19 protein-coding genes and 1 tRNA gene are annotated in these 19,019 nt (G+C 66.5%); 10 read left to right on the top strand and 10 right to left on the bottom strand.

Annotated elements, in window-relative coordinates:
• Positions 1-66 precede the first annotated feature (66 nt).
• Genes VGC77_RS00810 through VGC77_RS00800 form a run of 3 tightly spaced genes read right to left on the bottom strand, consistent with a single transcriptional unit; the run spans position 67 to position 1,707 of the window.
• A complete protein-coding gene (locus VGC77_RS00810; protein WP_331169675.1) occupies positions 67-792 on the bottom strand; it encodes an LrgB family protein in 726 nt (241 codons plus the stop codon).
• Positions 789-1,175: a CidA/LrgA family protein gene (locus tag VGC77_RS00805; protein ID WP_331169674.1), complete on the bottom strand. Its 387-nt coding sequence runs from the start codon at positions 1,173-1,175 to the stop codon at positions 789-791. Before VGC77_RS00805 ends, VGC77_RS00810 begins: the two co-directional genes overlap by 4 nt.
• Before the next feature lie 58 nt (positions 1,176-1,233).
• The gene (locus tag VGC77_RS00800; protein WP_331169673.1) at positions 1,234-1,707 is read right to left on the bottom strand and encodes a hypothetical protein; all 474 of its coding nucleotides are present in this window, start codon (positions 1,705-1,707) and stop codon (positions 1,234-1,236) included.
• A gap of 40 nt (positions 1,708-1,747) precedes the next feature.
• On the opposite strand from VGC77_RS00800, the gene VGC77_RS23645 reads away from it, so the two are divergent.
• Both VGC77_RS23645 and VGC77_RS00790 read left to right on the top strand, forming a co-directional pair.
• Complete coding sequence (locus VGC77_RS23645) at positions 1,748-2,179, top strand: PsiF family protein (protein ID WP_414709588.1); 432 nt, start codon at positions 1,748-1,750, stop codon at positions 2,177-2,179.
• 188 nt (positions 2,180-2,367) lie between these two features.
• On the top strand, positions 2,368-3,432 hold the full coding sequence (locus VGC77_RS00790; RefSeq protein ID WP_331169672.1) for an AbrB family transcriptional regulator: 1,065 nt from the start codon (positions 2,368-2,370) through the stop codon (positions 3,430-3,432).
• Here VGC77_RS00790 and VGC77_RS00785 read toward each other — a convergent pair.
• Positions 3,429-3,968: a disulfide bond formation protein B gene (locus VGC77_RS00785; RefSeq protein ID WP_414709590.1), complete on the bottom strand. Its 540-nt coding sequence runs from the start codon at positions 3,966-3,968 to the stop codon at positions 3,429-3,431. The two genes, VGC77_RS00790 and VGC77_RS00785, sit on opposite strands and share 4 nt — an antisense overlap.
• A gap of 408 nt (positions 3,969-4,376) precedes the next feature.
• Between VGC77_RS00785 and VGC77_RS00780 the strand changes: the two genes are divergently transcribed.
• Together VGC77_RS00780 and VGC77_RS00775 are read left to right on the top strand one after the other, a co-directional pair.
• Positions 4,377-4,461, top strand: a tRNA-Leu gene (locus VGC77_RS00780).
• 330 nt (positions 4,462-4,791) lie between these two features.
• Positions 4,792-5,139 carry a VanZ family protein gene (locus VGC77_RS00775; protein WP_331169671.1) on the top strand — a complete coding sequence of 116 codons (348 nt, stop codon included), beginning with the start codon at positions 4,792-4,794 and terminating at the stop codon, positions 5,137-5,139.
• A 165-nt stretch (positions 5,140-5,304) separates the two neighbouring features.
• Here the strand turns inward: VGC77_RS00775 and VGC77_RS00770 are convergent, their stop codons facing one another.
• From VGC77_RS00770 to VGC77_RS00760, 3 genes are all read right to left on the bottom strand, one after another.
• A complete protein-coding gene (locus tag VGC77_RS00770; RefSeq protein ID WP_331169670.1) occupies positions 5,305-5,715 on the bottom strand; it encodes a hypothetical protein in 411 nt (136 codons plus the stop codon).
• A gap of 179 nt (positions 5,716-5,894) precedes the next feature.
• Positions 5,895-6,815 (bottom strand): hypothetical protein, encoded by a 921-nt coding sequence (locus tag VGC77_RS00765; RefSeq protein WP_331169669.1) that lies wholly within the window; start codon positions 6,813-6,815, stop codon positions 5,895-5,897.
• A 68-nt stretch (positions 6,816-6,883) separates the two neighbouring features.
• Positions 6,884-7,864, bottom strand: a complete 981-nt coding sequence (locus VGC77_RS00760) for a GNAT family N-acetyltransferase (RefSeq protein ID WP_331169668.1) — start codon at positions 7,862-7,864, stop codon at positions 6,884-6,886.
• 353 nt (positions 7,865-8,217) lie between these two features.
• Here VGC77_RS00760 and VGC77_RS00755 point away from each other — a divergent pair, with 353 nt between their 5' ends.
• Complete coding sequence (locus VGC77_RS00755; RefSeq protein ID WP_331169667.1) at positions 8,218-9,498, top strand: O-antigen ligase; 1,281 nt, start codon at positions 8,218-8,220, stop codon at positions 9,496-9,498.
• A gap of 35 nt (positions 9,499-9,533) precedes the next feature.
• On the opposite strand, the gene VGC77_RS00750 is transcribed toward VGC77_RS00755, so the two are convergent.
• The gene (locus VGC77_RS00750; protein ID WP_331169666.1) at positions 9,534-10,517 is read right to left on the bottom strand and encodes a glycosyltransferase family 1 protein; all 984 of its coding nucleotides are present in this window, start codon (positions 10,515-10,517) and stop codon (positions 9,534-9,536) included.
• Positions 10,518-10,935: 418 nt separating this feature from the next.
• Here VGC77_RS00750 and VGC77_RS00745 point away from each other — a divergent pair, with 418 nt between their 5' ends.
• The 4 genes from VGC77_RS00745 to VGC77_RS00730 are packed head-to-tail and all read left to right on the top strand — an operon-like array spanning position 10,936 to position 15,455.
• Positions 10,936-12,366: a lipopolysaccharide biosynthesis protein gene (locus tag VGC77_RS00745; protein ID WP_331169665.1), complete on the top strand. Its 1,431-nt coding sequence runs from the start codon at positions 10,936-10,938 to the stop codon at positions 12,364-12,366.
• Positions 12,366-13,478, top strand: coding sequence for an endo-1,4-beta-xylanase (locus tag VGC77_RS00740; protein WP_331169664.1), 1,113 nt, complete (start codon positions 12,366-12,368; stop codon positions 13,476-13,478). Before VGC77_RS00745 ends, VGC77_RS00740 begins: the two co-directional genes overlap by 1 nt.
• Positions 13,475-14,509 (top strand): glycosyltransferase family 2 protein, encoded by a 1,035-nt coding sequence (locus VGC77_RS00735; protein WP_331169663.1) that lies wholly within the window; start codon positions 13,475-13,477, stop codon positions 14,507-14,509. Before VGC77_RS00740 ends, VGC77_RS00735 begins: the two co-directional genes overlap by 4 nt.
• 28 nt (positions 14,510-14,537) lie before the next feature.
• Entirely contained in the window at positions 14,538-15,455 is a 918-nt protein-coding gene (locus VGC77_RS00730) for a glycosyltransferase (protein WP_331169662.1), read from the top strand.
• 6 nt (positions 15,456-15,461) lie between these two features.
• Here VGC77_RS00730 and VGC77_RS00725 read toward each other — a convergent pair whose 3' ends face one another.
• Together VGC77_RS00725 and VGC77_RS00720 are read right to left on the bottom strand one after the other, a co-directional pair.
• A complete protein-coding gene (locus VGC77_RS00725; RefSeq protein WP_331169661.1) occupies positions 15,462-16,388 on the bottom strand; it encodes a glycosyltransferase family 2 protein in 927 nt (308 codons plus the stop codon).
• A 133-nt stretch (positions 16,389-16,521) separates the two neighbouring features.
• The gene (locus VGC77_RS00720; RefSeq protein WP_331169660.1) at positions 16,522-17,745 is read right to left on the bottom strand and encodes a GNAT family N-acetyltransferase; all 1,224 of its coding nucleotides are present in this window, start codon (positions 17,743-17,745) and stop codon (positions 16,522-16,524) included.
• 444 nt (positions 17,746-18,189) lie between these two features.
• Between VGC77_RS00720 and VGC77_RS00715 the strand changes: the two genes are divergently transcribed.
• Positions 18,190-18,939, top strand: coding sequence for a polysaccharide deacetylase family protein (locus tag VGC77_RS00715; RefSeq protein WP_331169659.1), 750 nt, complete (start codon positions 18,190-18,192; stop codon positions 18,937-18,939).
• Positions 18,940-19,019: the final 80 nt, after the last annotated feature.

Genomic DNA, 19,019 nt, shown 5'->3' with positions numbered 1-19,019 from the left:
TCGCCCCATATAGTCGCTGGCAGCAAGAAAGATAGCCGCCGGCTAAGCCTTCACGTCCGCATCGGCCTAGCCATGCAGCAGCAGCGTCGCCGCCAGCGGCACCAGCAGCGAGGTCAACAGCGCGTTCAGGCTCATGGCGATGCCGGCGAAGGCGCCGGCCACCGGATTGACCTGGAACGCCTGCGCGGTGCCGATGCCGTGCGAGGCTAGCCCCACGGCGAAGCCGCGGGCACGGAAATCGGTGATCTTCAGGAGATTCATCAACGGCGTCACGATCATCGCGCCGATGATCCCGGTGAGGATCACCGCCACCGCGGCGAGCGACGGGTCGGCGTGGATCGCTTCGGCGATGCCCATCGCCACCGGCGCCGTGACCGATTTCGGCGTCATCGACAGCATCACGATGCCCGGCAGGCCGGCGGCCTTGGCCAGCAGCACCACCGAGCCGATCGCGGTGACGCTGCCGACCACGAGCGCCAGCAGCATCGGCACGATCGCCGCCATCACCGCGTTGCGGTTCTCATACAGCGGCACCGCCAGCGCCACCGTCACCGGCCCGAGCAGGAAGTGCACGAATTGCGCGCCCTCGAAATAGGTCTGATACGAGGTGCCGGTCAGCCACAGGAAGATGCCGATCAGCCACATCGCGTGCAGCACCGGGTTGGCCAGCGGATTGCGGCGGCTGGCCTGCGACACCGCGTCGGTGACGGCATAGACCACCAGCGTCGTGGTCAGCCACAGCAACGGGCTTTGCGACAGATACACCCATAGCGCGAACGGATTTTTGATCACCGCGAACTCCGCCAGCGCGCCATCAGCCGCGCCGCGATCAGGAAGGTCGCCATCGTCACCACCAGCGTGATGATCACCGAGCCGACCAGCACGCCGGCGATGGCAAGGCCGTGCTCGGCGATTAGATCGAGCTTCTGCACCACCCCGACCCCGGCCGGCACGAACATCAGCGACATGTTGGCGAGCAGCACCTTGGCGGCTTTTTCGATGCCGTCATTGCGCAGCGGCCCGACCTCGAGCAGCGACAGCTTGTCGCGCGCCAATAGCAGCGTCAGCAGCAGCAACAGCCCGACCACCGGGCCGGGCAGCGTCAGCCCGATGCCACGCACCAACGCCTCGCCGGCCAATTGGCACAGCAGGATCAGTCCCAGACTCGCGATCATCGCTCACCCCACGGGCGCGGCCGGGTCAGAGCCGGCCCGCGGCGGCATGGCGGCGCGGTTACGCGCCCTTGAGTTTCTTGTTGCATTCGCTCCAGTAACCGCCGCCTTTTTGAATCCAGCGCAATCCGCCGGTGGCGTTGCTGGTCTTGTTGAGTTTCCATTGATCGGCGCAGGTGTGCAATCTGGCGCGCGCCGCCGTCTCCTTGGCGTATTTCGCATCCACCGCCGAGGGGAAGATTGCGGCGGCGGCCGGCGCCGCGGGTACGGCCGGCGTGGCGGCCGGTTTGGCCGCGGGCTGCTTCTCTGCCGTGGGCTTCTCGGCAGCCGGCGTTGCCGCGGCGCCGGCCGCGCACTCGGCTTTGCGGAAATCATTCCAGCTCTGGCCGTTCAGCGTGCCGGCGGTCTTGGCCGCCTGATATTTCGCGCTGCATTGCTGCGCGGTCAGCGCCTGCACGGGCGTGGCGGCAAACAGCGCCGCGCCGCACACCAAGGCGGCGCCGAACAGCGCCGTGTGATCGGCTTGCTTCGTCATCGGGCTCTCCTGTCACCTAGCGAACAACGCATCCTAAAGCATGACCCCGAAAAGTGGACTCCGGTTTTGCACCGATCACGCGGATCCGGATCGAGCGGCCGACGGGCGTGATCCGCGTCGCAAGGCTTGCGCAGCATCGACGCGGCTTGGCGCGTCGTTCAGCCATGGTTCAGCCAAGTGGCGTGAACATGGCCATTCCAGCAGCAGAGGTATTGTCATGACCCTCTCGTCACGTACAGCCGTCGCCGCCATCGTCGCCTTGATGTTCACCGGCGCCGCTTTCGCCCAAACGCCGGCGCCGGCGCCGACGCCGGCACCGGCGACCAAATCCGCACCGCCCGCCACATCCACCGAGCCGGCGCGCAGCGCGGCGTCGCTGGATTGCTCGAAACAGGCGGATGCCAAGGGACTGCACGGCAAGGAGCGCCGCAAATTCCGCTCCGAATGCCGCAAGGCGGCCAAGCCGAACTGACGCCGCGGAGGCGCGGCGGCGAGCGTTGACGTCGCCGCGGAACGCGGCCGCGTCGCGCAATGCTGCGTGGCGTGTCGGCATGATTGTGGGCGCTGCCGGTATTTGCCATAAGGCGATGGCCTGCTGCAAGCCTGTCTTAAGTTGCAGCCTCCCCGTGCAGCCTTGAAGCCGTGCCACGCCCCGTCTCGATGCCGATCGCCCTGCCCAGCCGCGCGCAGCTGCTGCAAGTGTTTGAGACGCTCGCGGTCGGCGCCGCCGGCGGCGCGCTGTTCTATTGGGCGGAGCTGCCCGGCGGGCTGATCACCGGGGCGATGGTCGCGGTCGCCGCGGTCGGCATGGCGGGGCGCCCGCTCGGGCTGCCGCAGCCGTTCGGCCATGCCATCCTGATGACGCTGGGGCTGTCGCTCGGCGCCATGGTGTCGCCGCAGCTGATCCGGAATCTCAGCGCCTATCCGACCACCATCGCCTTGCTGGCGCTGGCGACGGCGTGCTCGACGCTCTTCAGCAGCCTGTATCTGCAACGCGTCCACGGCTGGGACCGCACCTCGGCGCTGCTGGCGGGCAGCCCCGGCGCGCTGTCGCAGATCGTGATGCTGGCGAGCGAACGCAAGGCCGACGTCCCCGGCATCGCGGTGGTGCAGATCATTCGGGTGATCATCCTGACCGCCGGCGTGCCGCTGTTTCTCACCGCCACCGGGATGATGACGCACGGTCCATTGCCGTCGCGCGGCGTTGCGGCGTCGCCGCAGGCGCTGGCCGAACTGGTCGCGGTCGGCTTCGTCGTGGCCTTGCTGCTGCGGCTGGTGAATTTCCCGGCGAGCTGGATGTTCGGCGCGATGCTAGGCTCCGCGGTGCTGCACGGCATCGGCTGGGTCGACGGCACGCTGCCGCAATGGGCCTATATCGCGGCCCTGACCGGGATCGGCACGCTGATCGGCGCGCGGTTCAGCACGATCCGGACCCGCACCATCGTCAGCCATATCGGCGCGGCGCTGGGATCATTTGCGGTGGCGATGACGATCTCGGCGAGCTTCGTCGCCGTGATCGCCTTCACCATGCCGGTGCGGATCGGCGACGTGGTGGTGGCGTTCGCGCCCGGCGCGATGGACGCGATGATGGCGCTGGCGCTGACGCTGCACGTCGATCCGGTGTTCGTCGGCGCGCACCACCTGTCGCGCTTCATCTTCGTCTCGCTGGTGACGCCCGGCATCATCCATCTGTTCGGCAAGGCGCAGGACGATCTCGACGATTAAATGGCTTTGGCGGCGGTCGCCGCGCCACGCCCGGCCAAAGCCGCCATCGCCAGCGAAATCAGCACGTTGTAGCCGGCCAGCGAGAGTCCGAGGAAGCGCCATTGCACCTCGTCGCAGCGGATCACCTTGACCTTGTCGAGCTGGTCGAGCAGCCCGCCGCGGCTGAAATCGACCAGCGGCCCGCTGCAATCGGTCGGTCCCGGCCAGAATCCCCATTCGACGCCGGCGTGATAGGCGCCAAGCCCGGCATTGCCGAGCATCAGCAGCGCCAGCACCGCAAGGCCGCCCGCCAGCAGCCACTGCGGCGCGCCGCGGCCGGCGGCGACGGCGAGGATCAGCGCCAGCGGGATCGCCAGATAATAGGCGTAGCGCTGCTCGAGGCAGAGCGGGCAGGGCACGATGGCCAGCACCAGCTGGAAGAACCAGGCGCCCGCCAAGGTGGCGGCGCCGATCGCGGCGACGCCGATCGTCGCGCCCCGCGCCGCATCGCGGGCCGGCGCTGCCTTGCCGCCTGTGTCAGCCGCCAGATTGTTCAGCGCCACCGTGGAGACTCCTGTTCAGCCCGCTGTCCAGCGGGATGACGTTTGTTCAAATCGCCATTCCGCCCTAGCTTTTTGATCGCGCACGATGTTTTCGAAAACCGGACGTATTTTTCGGGATCATGCTGTAGCGCCGGGCCACGGCGCTGTCGAGCCGGGCTCGATCAAAGCGCGGTGTCGGGACCGGTCGCGCGGCTGCCGGCGGCACGGCTTTGCCGACGATGTGCAGCGCCCGGTCGTCATGGCGGCCGGTGGTCGCCGCCGCCGCGGAATTTGCCGCCGCGCCGAGCTGGATTTCAATGCGGCGTTTGATGTTTGCGCACCGAGGCCGGCTGCGGGTTGACCGCGCGGGCGCGGCCGCTATATTCCGCCCGCTTCGCGACCACGGCTTGCCGTGGTTCGTGGGCCCCTGTGGCGGAACTGGTAGACGCGCTCGACTCAAAATCGAGTTCCGCAAGGAGTGCTGGTTCGATTCCGGCCAGGGGCACCATTTCGGCTTGAGCCCTTGTTTGCCGAGGGTCGTGCCTTCGGTGCGTTCTGCTCGCCATTGAACCTCAGCTTGCACAGCAAGAGCCGCATGAGGTCCGGGTGCCGTTCCTGCCGCTGAATTCCGCGATCAGACGGCGCGCCGCGACCGCCGCAATGCCCGGCTTCACGCCAAGCGCTTGTCGGCCGCAATCTTGCTCTTAATTGCTGGTCATTGAGAATTGATGGTCGCGGCGGTCTGGTTCGATCGCGGCGAAGCCACGTGTTACTCGGAAAAGCCCTTCCCGAGGCGCGCGCCGGGTGTTCTTCAAAGGGCGTTCGGATTGCCGCGGGCATGAAATCTTTGCGCATCCTGGCCTATGTCTGCGCCGCGGCGCTGGTGTTGCTGAGCATCGTGCCGGCCGACGTGCGGCCGGTCACCGGGCTTCAGCACGACATCGAACATTTCGGCGCCTTCGTGCTGCCGGGCCTGCTGTTCGGCTTTGCCTTCGAGAAGAAAACGCCGCTGCTGCTGATCGCCGCGATCTGGTTTTGCCTCGCTCTCGAAGCCATGCAAATTCCCTTGTCGACGCGTCACGCCCGGCTCGAAGACGCGCTCGTCGACAGCCTAGCGATGTGCATCGGCATTGTGGCGGGGCGGCTCGCCAAGAGCCAGTTTCTGCGCTTGCAGCGTGATCGGTGAGCGCGGCGTCGCCGCCGAGCGGCCGCATCCCGCGATGCAGTCGCCATGAGGCGAAGGTGCGCGGCATCACCGCGAAGCTGCATTCGACGTGGCGCCGCGTCGCGTTGCAAAAGCCGCAGCGCCCGAACCCGCTGTGGATCGCTGAGCGGACAGCGCCCGACGGCGCTATCGCGGCGCGTCGCCCGGGCCGGCCGGCGAGGCTGACGGCTTGAGATCCGGAAACCTTGTCGTCAGCACCGCCTTCAAGAATTTGAAATGCCCGATGCTCTCCACGAGCTCCGCGAGCCGGCGTTCGGCGTTGGCGATCTCGGCGTTGAACAGGTTCTGGTGGTGGCTGTCGAGCAGGTCGCGCTCCTGATATTCGTGGGTGTCATTGCCGAAGGTCACGGCGGCACGCGCCACGACGTCGGCCAGCCGCCGGTTCAAGCCCTCGTTCTCAGCTTCGGCCGCTCGGATCGCCTCGTCGATCGACAGGGCGATCGACGCAATGCGCGCGGTGTCGGTTTCGACGTCGCGCGCCGCTGAACGTGCCCGGAACGGATTGCCGGCCCGCGTGCGCAATAAGAACTGAAGCATGTTCAAGCCTTTTGCGAGGTCTCGAACGGAGACGATACCGCCGCGAGACTGCGGCAGCCATGGTTATGAAATGGTTAAGCCAGACGCCGTCCGCGGTTGCGGGCTTGCTTTGCGGGCGTGCGCGCTCGAGCCGCGGCGCGGCAGCCCCGCGGTTGCTACCGGGCCTTTGCGCGACAGAGTTAGCCCACGGCGAGGCGGCGCCGGGCGATGGTCCACATCAGTCCAGGATTTTGCCGCAGCACATTGAGCGCATTGGGAATGAATCCTTTCCCGAACGGCACGTAGATCCGGGTCTTGACCTGGTGACTCGCGGCCCAGCGCTGCAGCGGCTGCAACGGCATCCCGAACAGCAGCTCCAGTTCGCATGAGGTGCCGGCGGCGCGGATGCGGTGGATCGCCTCCGAGGCCAAGGCGAGGTCGTGGGTGGCGACCGCGATATGGCGCGCGCGCCCCGCCAGGCGGTCGATCACCTCGAGAAATCCGTCCGCCATATCGCGCTGCGGATCGGCGGGATCCGGCCATTGGCCTTTCACCACCCTGACGTTCAATCCATAGGCGACGGCCCAATCGGCATCCGCCACGCTACGCGCCCAGCGTCCGGGCAGCGTGGTGCCGGCGCAGCCGGCGCCGAACCGCGTCAGCATCGCCTGCAACATGGCATTGGACCGATCGGCGACCTCGATGCCGTGAGCATCGCAATGCAGCCGCACCCCGGAGGCCGCCGCGGCCGCGGCAAGCTCGATCGCAAGGTCCGGATCAAACCGCAACGCCGGCGGCTTGACCGAGACGTAACTATCAAGGCTGCCGTCTGCCAATCGGGCAATGGTCGCGAGATAAATATCGGCGATCTCGCGGCCGGAATAATCCGGCGTGTCCCAGAAGCCGAGCGTGCTCGCCGCGGTCTCCTGCGCCAGGCGGCGGGCCACGCACAATGCGTCGTCGACGGTTTCGCCGCCGAGATAGGGGCGGGCGACGTGTTCCACCAACGGCAGGATCGCGGCGGATAGCCGGTCCTTCAGCCCCCGCTTCCAGCCCTCCCAGGGCGTGGCGGGCGTCGATGGCAGCGGCGGCGCGGTGTCGAAAGCCTGTTTCACCTCCAAGGCGCGGGCTCCTTTGACTGGACCGGCGGAGTCGCCGTGCAGAGTTGTCTCACCGGGAGGCGCGGCGCTCACGCCTTGGCCGGATCGGTCTGGCCCGTCACCAGCTGCACCGGCAACGTGCCGTCGATCCGCTTCTTCAGGTTTCGTGCGGCGCCGAACAGCTTGGGGGTTCGCTCGCGCAATTCGCCCTTGGCGTAGCTGATCAGCCGCTGTCCGAGCGGCGGCTGGCCGATCGCGCCCAGCACGCGGCCGTGCGTGGCGTAGATCATCTTGTAGTCCTCGCTGCCGATCGAAAAATCGAACTCGCGATGGCCGAGGCGATGGCTCTCGCTCAGCATGAAGCTGAGCAGCTGATGTCCCACGGAGTATTTCCGGAACGCCGGATCATAGGAGAAAATCCAGCCCGACCAGGTGCGGTCATGCACGAAGCCGATCCACAGCGACAACAGCCGGCCGGAGGCGCGCAGCGTCGAGGAGACCAATTGGCCGCGGCTGCGCAGCGCCTGGAGAAATTCGAGGGTCTGCGGGACGGCGAAATAGTCGGCGAGGCCGCTGTCGCGTAGCTGCCGGCTCTTCCAGCGCTTGGCAGCGTCGAACACGTCGGCCTGCTGGTCGTTCATGGTGAATACCAGTTCGCCATGCGCCGCGGCGAGGCTGCGGCCGCGGCGTTCGCGATCCCGCACCAGGCTCTTGTGGTGCTGCATCAGATAGGCCCGGTAGTCGTCATGGTCGGCAAACTGCGACCAGTCGACATAGGGCGCGAGCTCGAGGCCGGGAAACTGCGCCGGGTCCCATTGCGCCCGCTCGATCACTCGACGCGCGACGGACGGCGCGTAACGGCCCTTGCGCGTCGGACCGCGGATTTCACCTTCAAGCAGCGGCTGATGAAAATCCAGGAACTGGTGCCGGGTGATCACCCGCTTGTCGTTGACCACCAGCAGACGAAGCACCTCATCGCCGATCTGCACGTCTTCGACGCGGCTGCGTTGGCCTTTAAAGTAGACCTCGGCGACCGCGTCGAGATAATCCGCTGATGCGTAAAAATTCATCGCAACCCAATCCGCGCGTGTCGCAATATGAAGAACATACTGGCACAGCGTCCTCCGCCCGCCAGTCATTCCTTTTGAAACGGTTAATCCTTCTCTGCCGCAGCTTCGCAGCGCATCGCGCAACCGCCGAATTATCAATGCGTCGCGCCGTTTCCGCAGGCGGCGCGACGGCGCTGGGGCGTGCTCGTCGATAGCGGCAGTTCGACCGCGAGCGCCAGGCCAGCATCGGCTTCACGCGGCGTTAACCAAGCGCCGCTAGACCTGCAGGTTGCCGCAAAGCGACGCGCGGCTGAAGAATGCCGGGCAGAGCATTTTATCCCATGATCGACATTCGGCGTTTGGAAGTCGTTGCGGTGGTTCAGGCCGCCCTGGATGAACTGAACGTTCTGAGCTGCGCCCGCTGTCTCGCCGTGGTGGTGTCGCTGCTCTTGGTGTGGGTGACGCTGGAGCCGTTCCAGGATCTGCGCAACGCCACCCTGCCGGGCGAGCCGACCGGCAAACTGGCGTTCACCTACCTCGCCTTCGGCGCGCTCGCCGTTCTCACCATGCTGCTGTCGGCCTCCGACAATCTGCCGGCGTTGAAATCGCTATGGACGCCGCTGCATCTCGGCCTGCTTGGATGGATGGCGTTCAATATCGCGCTGTCGCAGAGTCCGGGGATTTCGCTGCAGCGCTTCGTGCTGACCGCGAGCGTGATCGGGCTGGCGGTGATGATCCCGCTGCTGCCGCCGACCCAGGCCGCGTTCAAATGGTGTTTCGCGATCGCCGCCTTGCTGCTGCTGGCGCTGTGCTATCTCGGCCTGGTGGTGGCGCCGGCGCTGTCGATCCACACCGCCGCCGACGTCACCGAGCCGGATCTGGCGGGCGATTGGCGCGGCAGCTTCGCGCACAAGAACGCCGCCGCGCCGGTGATGGCGATCCTGGTCTATCTCGGGCTCTATCTTGCAACCAACGGGTTGCGGTGGTGGGGCGGAGCGATCGCTGCGCTCGCCGCGTTGTTCCTGATCGGCTCCGGCGGCAAGAGCGCGCTGGCGCTGTGCATCGGCGTCGGCCTGCTGGCCCAATTGGTCGCCAGCGTCAGAAGCCTCTGGCTCAAAATGCTGATCTGTCTGGTGCCGGTGGTGCTGATGAATCTGCTCAGCGTCGGCAGCGCGATCAACGCCGGGCTCGCCGCCATCGTCCGGCTGTTGCCGATCGATCCGAGCTTCACCGGGCGCACCGATATCTGGCAATATGCCTTCGCCGCCTTCCTCGATCACCCGTTCCGCGGCTATGGCTATGCCGCATTCTGGGAAAACGCCAACCGCACAACTTCCGCCGACGATCTCGGCTGGGCGTCGACTTCGCCGCACAGCCACAATAGTTATCTCGACCTGGCGCTGACCATCGGCTTGCCGGGACTGGCGTTTGTCATTCTCGTCTTTGTGATCACGCCGCTGCGCAATTTTCACCTCATCCAGTCGGCGGAGCGCACTCGCGGGCTGGCCCGGCTGTTTCTGGTGATCTGGATGTTCGGCGTCTATTTCGCCACCATGGAGACCTTCCTGCTCGACCGGCAGAATCCGACCTGGTTCAGCTTCGTGGTGGCGGCCGCCGGTTTGCACTATCTGGCAAGATTCGGCGTGAAAGCGTAGCCGCGCCGGCGCGCGCAGACGTGAACGAAGCGGAATTACGCGGCCAGCCCGTCGGCCACGTTCTTGGCGATGTCGTAATACTGCTGGGCGCGCTGTTCCAGCGTCAGCGTCTCGAGAATGAAGCTGCGCGGCGCAAATTCCCGGCTCTGGCTGCGCCGCCAGAATTCTGGCCATTGCGACTGGAACTCGTCGATGGTCGCAAACTTCATTCCGCACCGCTCGTCCCAATAGGGCACCGAGGACACCGGCTCGTACACTACCTTGTGCGGGAAGTAGTTCGGGTCCTGCCAGGCGCCGCCGCGGTCCCAGGCGAAGATCGGAACGTCGCAGGACAGCGCCTGCTGATAGGCGATGCCCTGGCTTTCATGTTCGCACAGGAAGATCATGGTCCGGCAGCGCGCCAGCGCCTGCCGGAACTCCTCCTCCGCATAGGAGCCGTAGCGCAACTCCTGCACCGAGCGGCCCTCGGCGCTGAGCCGGGCGCGGATCGGATCGTTCAGCGCCGGCGCGATGCGGTCGTGCTCCCAGCGCACCTTGTCGTACAGCAGCACGTCGACCGATTTTTGCTCCTGCGGCGCCGGCGCCCACAGCTCGGTGTCGATGCCCACCGGCCAGCTCCGCACCCGCTCCCAATACGGCCGGCACATGTCGACGTACCATTCGCCGGGAACCAGAACCATCTTGATCGGCAGCCGGTCGAACAGACCCGGCGCGTCCACCGGATGGTCATAGGCGGCGACGCCGAGCAGGATCGGATTCTTCCACGCGATCTTGTTCAGCAGGAACCGGCGGCCGATCACGCAGGCGAGTTCGTCGGGATGTCTCTGAATATATCTGTAGTCGTTGACGCGATAGCGGATGCCGAGCAGGTCGAGACCCGCGCAAAGATTGAGGAACACGCGGGTGTGCCCGGCGGGCTGCGGTTTGCCGATCAGCAGGCGACGCAACAAGGATCGGACATGGCGATCGCCCGGCAGCCAGCGATCCTCCTTCTCCTCGTAAAACAGATTCAAGATCATGGCGTACGACCGTCCTTCGGGCGCTGTCGATATACGCAGTTCTCCGACATTTCGCCAAAAATCTGAATTGCAGAATGTGCAAGCGGTTAACGTGTTCGCGGATTCCGCGCCGTTCGATTAGCAAAGCGGCATGATTTTGCTGGCAAGCTCGGCCCGCGACGGCTGCACATGGTTAAGCGCATCGCCGTGGCGGCGCAGGCTAGGCGTTAACGACGGCGCGCGAATTGGTTTTATGTCGGAGCCCGGGCTCGTTAAAATACAAGCGATTGCAGCGGACGATTGCCGTCCGGACGGGGCGGCGCGCGTGTGAGTGGCCGGCTCCGACGATCGAGCAGCGGTGAACGGCGATGAGCAGACGGTCGGCGCGTGCAACATATCATCGGTCGCGCGATGGGTCGGCGAAGGACATCGGGACGACATGCTGAATCGATACTTCTCCATCTATCTCGGCGCGCATCTGGTTCCCGCGGTGATCGGCTTCATCGCGATCACCGCCTATACGCGGCTGCTCAACCCGGCGGAATACGGCGTCTATGTGGTCGGCATGAGCATCGCCGGCATCGTCGGCGCGGTGTTCTTCGTCTGGATCCGGCTGTCGGTGTCGCGCTATCAGGCGAGTTCCGCCGACGTCGATTTCCGCGGCACCGCGATCGTCGCCTACGGGCTGACGCTGGGGGCGATGGGCTGCGTGGCGCCGGCGGCGATCCTGCTGCTTAGCCCCGACGTCAACATCTACATCCTGTTCGGCGGCGTGTTCACCGCCTTGGCGGTCGGCGCCTTCGACATCGCGCAGGAATTCGCCCGCGCCACGCTGCGCCCCTATCGCTATGCGGTGATCGGCATCACCCGCAGCGTGCTCGGTCTGCTGCTCGGCTGGCTGGCGATCGAATTGGGCTGGGGCGGCCTCGGGCTGCTCGCTGCGGTCGGGGTGAGCTTCATGGTCGGCGCGGTGATGAACGCGATCGATGGCAGCGCGCCGCGCATCAGCCGCTATCAGCGGCATCAGCTGATGCAGTTCGCGCGCTACGGGCTGCCGTTGTCGCTCGGCGGGCTGTCGATCGCGCTGTACAGCACCAGCGACCGGCTGGTCGTCGCCTATCTGCTCGGACCCGATGCCGCGGGAAAATTCGGCGTCGCGGCCGACCTGCCGCGGCAGTTCATGGTGATGCTGGCGTCGAGCGTCGCGGCGGCGACCTTTCCGATCGTGTTCCGCACCTTCACCGGCGAAGGGCTGGCCGCGACCCGCGAGCGGCTGAACGAGAACATCGAATTGCTACTGGCGGTGATCCTGCCGGTTGCGGTGTGGCTGGCGCTCGCCGCCGACCAGGTGGCGGGCACGCTGGTCGGCGCGGATTTCCGCGCCAGCGTCGCGCTGCTGCTGCCGATCGTGGCGCTGGCGCGGCTGTTCGGCGTCGTCAATCAGTTCTATCTGCAGATCAGCTTCCAATTGGCCGAACGGCCGATGCTGCCGGTGATCCAGTCGATCATCACGCTGGTGCTGAGTATCGGCTTGATGTTCCCGCTGGTGGCGACGTTCGATCTGCTGGGCGCAGCCTATGCGACCTTGATCACCGAAGCGGTCGGCGTGGTGATCACCATCCTGTTGACGCGCAAGGCCTTCGTGCTGCCGTTCGAACCGCGCCGGCTGGCCGGGGTGGTGCTGGCCTCGGCGGCGATGGGCGTTGCGATCTATGCCACCCGGCTTGCGGTCGGCGGCACCGGGCTGATGTCGCTGCTGACCGTCAGCGCGGCGGGGGGATTGGCCTATGCCGCCGCCGCCTGGCTGCTCAACGTGGTGCGGATCAGGACCTCGATGGCGTCGTTCCTGCGCTTGCGGATGGCCGGCTGATGGCGACGCCCCCGCAGATCTTCTCCGACCGCGCCGCGCCTTTCGGCGTCACCCGGCGGCACTTGTTGCGCGCTGCGCCGGCCGCGGCGCTGCTCGCGCTGGCGTCGCCCGCAGCGCGTTCGGCGACGATCCGGCCGCGCCGCAAGATCCCCTATGGCGCCGCGATCGCGCTCGACGATCTGCGCGCCGATCCCAGGCTCGGCCAAGTGATCGCCGAAACCTGCAGCCAGATCGTGCCGGTGAGCGAACTGAAGTGGAGCGACTTGCGACCCGCGCCGGGTCAGTTCGCCTTCGAGAAGGCCGATGCGCTGGCGGCCTTCGCGGCCGACAACGGCCTGACGATGCGCGGCCATACGCTGGTCTGGTACGCCGCTCTGCCGGACTGGACCCAACAGATCGACAGCGAAGCCGCCGCGGAACGCGCGCTGCGCGAGCACATCGAGACGGTGGTGTCGCGCTATCGCGGCCGCATCCATTCCTGGGATGTCGCCAACGAGGTGATTCCCGACGAGGCCCATCAGGTCACCGACCGCCGGCCGTCGCTGTGGTCGCGCTATCTCGGCGAGCGTTACATCCCGCTGGCGTTCCGGATCGCCGCCGAGGTCGATCCCAAGGCGCAGCTCGTGCTCAACGACTACGATATCGAATTCGGCGACGCCCGCTGCCTGCGCAAGCGCGCGGCGTTTCGCCATCTGATCCGGCAGTTGCAGGACGCCGACGTGCCGCTCCACGCGGTCGGGCTGCAATGCCATCTGCACGGCGAGATGGCGGTGGATCGCGCCGGGCTCGAGGGCTTCGTGGCGGAGCTGCACGGCAACGGCCTGAAATGCCTGGTGACCGAACTCGACGTGATGGATCAGCATCTGCCGGCGGCGGTGCCGCGGCGCGACGCGCTGATCGCGTCGCAGGTTCGCGATCTGCTCGCGGCGGTGACCGCGCCGGGGCCGCTCGACGCGCTGCTGACCTGGGGCATTTCCGACCGCTATAGCTGGATTCCCTATTCCGCGCCGCGCGCCGACAAGCAGCCCAACCGGCCGCTGCCGCTCGATCGCGAGTTCCAGCGCAAGCCGTTCATGGACGTCATTGATCAGTTCACCGGCAGGGAGGCATGACCATGCAAGTCCGCACCGCGCTACAGATCAATCTGCATCCGCTCGACGTGCGTCATGCCGTGCACACCTTGCCGCATCAGCTCGAGGTGTGGGGCGGGCAGGTCGACCGCGTCGTGCTGACGGTCGACACCAAACAGAGCGCGAACGGCCGCTACGGCGGCGAGGCCTATGAGGACAGCCGCGGGCGACTGTTCGCGCAGCTCGAAGCGATGGCCGGCGCCGCCGCCAACATCGAGATCGTCGAGGTCGACTACGCGCCGGCGGCGCTCGAAGCGGTGCGGCAGCGCTATTTCGCAAGCTCCGCGGCCATTCCGGAAAAGGCCTTCGACGGCGGCCCGTTCCACGCTTATTTCTACGGTCTGCTGCAATCCCGCGCCGACTACGTCGTGCATATGGACAGCGACATGCTGTTCGGCGGCGGCAGTCAGAGCTGGCTCGAAGAGGCGATCGGCTGGCTGCAACGCTCGCCGGACGCGCTGTTCGCCGGTCCGTTGCCCGGTCCGCCGCGGTCGGACGGCACGCTGCCGGATCTGCACCGCTCGTTCCCCGGGCTGGAGTGCGTGGCGCTGCCGCTGCGGCTCGACGCCGACTATCCGGCCTATCGCTTTGCGAGCGTCAGCACCCGGATCTTCGCGCTCGACCAGCGCCGGTTCGATACCGCGGTCGGCGCGCTCGATCTGGTGCGGCCGAATTTCAAGCGCAGGCTGCGCGCCTGGCTTTTTCATCAATCGCCGCTGTCGATGCCGGCCGAGGAGGTCATCAGCGCGGCGATGATGCAAAAGCGGCTCGGCCGGATCGACTTCTTAGGGTCCGGCGCCGGCATGTATTCGTTGCATCCGCCGTTTCGCTCCGAGAAATTCTATCGCGAACTGCCGAACCTGATCGGCCGGATCGTCGCCGGCGCGATTCCCGACGCCCAGCGAGGCGACTATGATATCAATTCAAGCATGTTCGACTGGACCGAGGCGCTTCGCCAGAAGACCACAGGCCGACGTCTCATTCGGGCCGCCCGTGCCCTGCTGCCCAGTTGATGCGGCGGCGAGCGCGCCGGCGGGCGCCGTGACCGGCCAGCCCGCCACGGTGTCGGTGGTGATGCCCGCCTGGAACGCCGCCGCGTATATCGGCGAGGCGATCGCCAGCGTGCTGGCACAGGGCAGCGGCGTCGAGGAGCTCATCGTGATCGACGACGGCTCGACCGACGCGACGCGCGCGATCGTGGCCGGCTGTGACGACGCCCGGGTCCGGCTGCTGAGCAATCCGGGCCGCGGCGTGTCGGCGGCGCGCAATCACGGCGCCGCCGCGGCCAAAGCCGACTGGCTGATGTTTCTCGACAGCGACGATCGGCTGCGCCCCGGCGCGATCGCGACCTTATTGCAGGCGGCTGGGGCCGCGCCGCGCGCGGTGGCGATCTACGGCGATTACGATCGTATCGACGGCAACGGCAATCCGATCGGCCATCGCGGCTGGCTGCAAGGCCGCGCCAAGCCCTCGGGCGAGGTGCTGCAACGCCTCGCCGCCGGCAATTTCATCGTCAATGGCGGGGTGATGATCGTTCGCGCCAGCGCCTTCGCGGCGGTGGGCGGCTTCGACGTTGCGCTGAAATATTGCGAGGACTGGCATTGCTGGTGCCGGCTCGCCGCGCTCGGCGAATTTCAGGCGCTGCCGGATCATCTCATGGATTACCGGGTCCATGGCGACAGCACCATGAGCCCGACCCTGCGCTCGCCCGCCGACTTCCTGCCGGCGGTGGACCGGGTGTTCAGCGATGCGATCATCCTCGCCAGGCTGCCGGCGGAGGACCTGCCGGCGCTGCGCCGCGCCGCCGAGACCCACATGATCACTTTTGCGGCGACCCAGGCGGTCCGCTTCGGGCATTATCGTCAGGCCGCCGGCTATGCGCTCGCCGCGATCCGTCGCGCGCCGCGCGCGCTGCCCGCCGTGGCGCTGCGGCTCGGTCTCGCCTGGCTGCGAATTTGACGCCGCTCAGCGATATTCTTCGTACAACACGTTGAATTCGGCGGCGAGCCGGCCGACGCCGCGAGCCGCCACTTTCAGGCTGGCGATCATCGCGCAACGGCCGCGCAGCAGCGCGAACGGGGCCAAAGCGACGCCGTAGGTGAACAGGCCGGCGCCCTTGACCCAGCGCACCACGGCGTCGCGCGGGCGATCCGCCACGGCGCGGTCGGTCCGCGTATTGTCGGAGCCGATGCGAAACGCCCGCAGCAGCACCCAGGACACCGTCATCCGCGATCGTGGCGTGGTTTCAAACACCTCGGCGTGGTCCGCCCAGGCGAAGGAGCGGCCGTCGCGGGCGCAGCGCTTGAAGAAATCCAGGTCGCTGCCGCCGGTGAAGGCGAAGGCGTGGGAGAACGGTTCGTCGAGATAATGGTCGAGCGTGGCGCGGCGGATCAGCATGTTGCCGGCGCCGTAGATCATGGCGACCGGGCCGGTCGGATAGCGCTGCGGCGCGTAGAGTTGGCCGCGCGCCAGCCAATGCGTCGGATCGTCGAACACCGGGAACACCGGGCCGCCGACGATGTCGACCCGGTACTGCACGGCGGCGGCGATCATCTCGGTCAGCCAGCCCGGCGACGGATATTCGTCGTCGTCGAGCACCGCGACATAGTCGGTGCTGGGCGTCCGGCAGGCGGCGGCAAAGCCGGTGTTGTAGGCGTAGGTGTGGCCGCGGCGCGGCTCGACCAGGCAGACGATCGGAAACCGAAAGCCCGGCGCGATCTCCTGCACCACCGCCTCGCCGGCGCGGCCCTCGCCGTCATTGTCGATGACAATGATGCTGAGCGGCCCCTTGTAGTCCAGCAGCGCCAGGTGCGACAGCAATTTGCGCAAGCCGTCGGGACGACGGAACGTCGGAATGCACAGGCTCACCGCGGGTTGAAGGGGGGGCGTCATCTGCGGGCTCGACGGCTTGAAGACATGCCGGAATAGATAGGTTGCGCGCCGTTGTCGGTCAAAACTATCCCCCCATCGAAGTTAATGCATCTTCTCGCGGACACGGCCGGGCGGCAAGCCCGCCGCCGGCCGGTCAGGCGGACGGTGGCCGGCGCAGAATGCGGCGCGCCAGCGCCCTCGCCTTCGGGTGGCGCGCGGCGAGCGCGCGAAGCCGCCGCCGCGCCGTCACCTCTGCCTTGATCAGCAGCCCGGCCGGCGACAGCGCCTGCTGGATTTCCAACAGCGGTCGCTGATCGCCGCCGAACCGGGTCTTGTATTGCAGCGCGCCGACGCTCAGATCGAAATTGTGAAAGCCCTCGCGGTCGGCCCATTCGCAGCATTTCACCATCGCGACCAGCCCGGGCGACAGCTTGCGCCAGCGCTCCTCCGTGGTCATCGACGGCACCACCACCGTCAGCGTGTTGCGATGCGCCAATGCATAGACCACGGCGATCGGCTCGCGATCGGAGCTGAGAACGAACACCCGCACCGAGCCGTCCGCCAGCCCGTCGCGCGCGAGTTGCCGGTAGAACGCGATGAAACCGTGGTCGTCCAAGAGGTCATGGCGCCCCAGGGCGCGGGAGCGCACCAGCCGATGCGCCACCATCAGGTCGATCGCGGCCTGCAGCGCCGGCTCGGTGTCGGCGAGGCGAAGTTCGAGGTGGCCCCAGATCGCCAGCTTGGCGCACAGCCGGTTGGCTTTGCGCACCACCGAAAAATCCTGCAGCCGCACCAGGCTGCTGCCGTCCGCCGCGCGCAGCCGCAACGTCGTCGCAAACCCGTCGGTCGGTGTTGCCGCCGGCAGCAGCGCCATCGGATTGGCCGTGCCAAAGATTTCCGCCGGGATCTTGTCGATAAAGACCGCGGCAGCGGGCTGCACCGCCCGGCAGATCGCGCTCCAGAGCTCCTGAAACTCGGCCGGGCTGAATTCATGTCCGGGCCGGATCAACGGGGCGAAATAGTCGCACAGCCCGAGATCGAGCGCCTCGATCACCGCGACGCCGTGGCGGCGCCTGCGCATCAACGCCGCGACCAGCACGATCGCGCCGCTGGCGGTGTCGCGCGCGCCGATCAGGATCGGCTCCGCGGCGCGGTGCGGCACGATATTGGCGATCAGCGCCTCGATATAGGACAACCGCTGGAATGCCGTGGCGGTCGGCGATCGTTCGAAGGAACTCCAGGTCTCGCGAAGTTCAGCGTCGCTGAAATCCGAATGCAGTTCGACCGTGAAATTCGGCCGGCGTTTGGCCGGCATGGCATGCGGCCTGGCCGGCGCTATGCTGGATCGCTCGGCGGCCGGTGCGAAAGTCTTGTTCATTGAGCCAACCTGACGCCCGGCGTGAACGCCAGCCTGCGTTGATATCTTCCGCGACCTCGGCCTCTGCCGTCAGTATTTAGAAACATCGTGCCACAGGCAACGTAAAGGCCGCATTAGCATTAACCGGATGCGCGACGCTCGCGCCCGGTTCCAGCGAGCCGGAAACCGCAGCTCCTCGGCGCGAGGGCGGCACCCCCCGCTGCCACGGGGTGTTTTTTAAGATCGATGCGGCAATATTGATTGTCTCACCGGAACGCACGCGAGCTGCGGCGCGAAGAACCCACGCCGGACTGCGACGAACGCCGCGGATTGTAATTCTGTTTACCATTGCGCTATTTGGTCGATTTTCGAAATGAAGCGTTTGAATTGATTTGTTTGACTATGTCCAAACATTGCTGCTGGTTTTCTACGAATGAAAGTTAGTTGAGTTCCAATAGGCCCTAGATGACCTTTTTGTCCCACGCCAAAGCCCGGATCAACAATCGCTTGGCGCGACTGGTGGACACCATGCCGTTTCGTCTCCGCAACCCGGGGCCGATGGTCAGCTTCACATTCGATGATGTTCCCAAGAGCGCCGTCACCGTCGGCGCCGAAATTCTCAACGAATATTCCTCGACCGGGACTTTCTATATTGCCGGCAGTCTGCTCGGCGCGCCGTCGCCGCTTTGGACCGCGGCCAGCGGCGACGACATCGTCGCTTTGCATCGCCAGGGCCACGAAATCGGGTGCCACACGTTTTCCCACCAACCGACCTGTGATCTCGACCCCGCGGCGATGGCGGCGGAGGTCGAACGCAACGGCCGTTTTCTGCGCACCCTCGACGACACGATCCGGACCGAGAACTTTGCCTATCCGTTCGGCGTCGCGGCGGTGCTGCGGAAATCGCAGCTCGGCACCATGTTTCGTTCCAGCCGGGGGATCTTTCCCGGTATCAACAGCGGCACCGTCGATCTGCAGTTCCTTTATGCGATGCCGCTGATCACCGGGCAGATCGATTGCGCCGCGATCGATCGGGCCTTTGAGGAAGCGCAGCGACGCAACGGCTGGCTGGTGTTCTACAGTCATGACGTGGCGGGCGCGCCGAGCCGTTATGGCTGTTCGCCGCAGCTGCTACGGCACGCGCTCACGGCGGCGTCGCGCCGGCAGATTCCCGCGGTGAAGATGTCGCAAGCGCTGAGCCTGGCCGGCGTATAAACGCTTTGTTTGCCTTTCTCAGAAATACTGCCGCGTCGACATGGTTAATTTCGCGTATTGGCGGCAATGGCGACCCGTCC

The sequence above is a fragment of the Rhodopseudomonas sp. genome, assembly GCF_036404135.1.
Classification (GTDB): Bacteria; Pseudomonadota; Alphaproteobacteria; order Rhizobiales; family Xanthobacteraceae; genus Rhodopseudomonas_A.
Note: the sequence above shows the minus strand (reverse complement) of the source record. Positions and strands in the feature narration are given on the sequence as shown.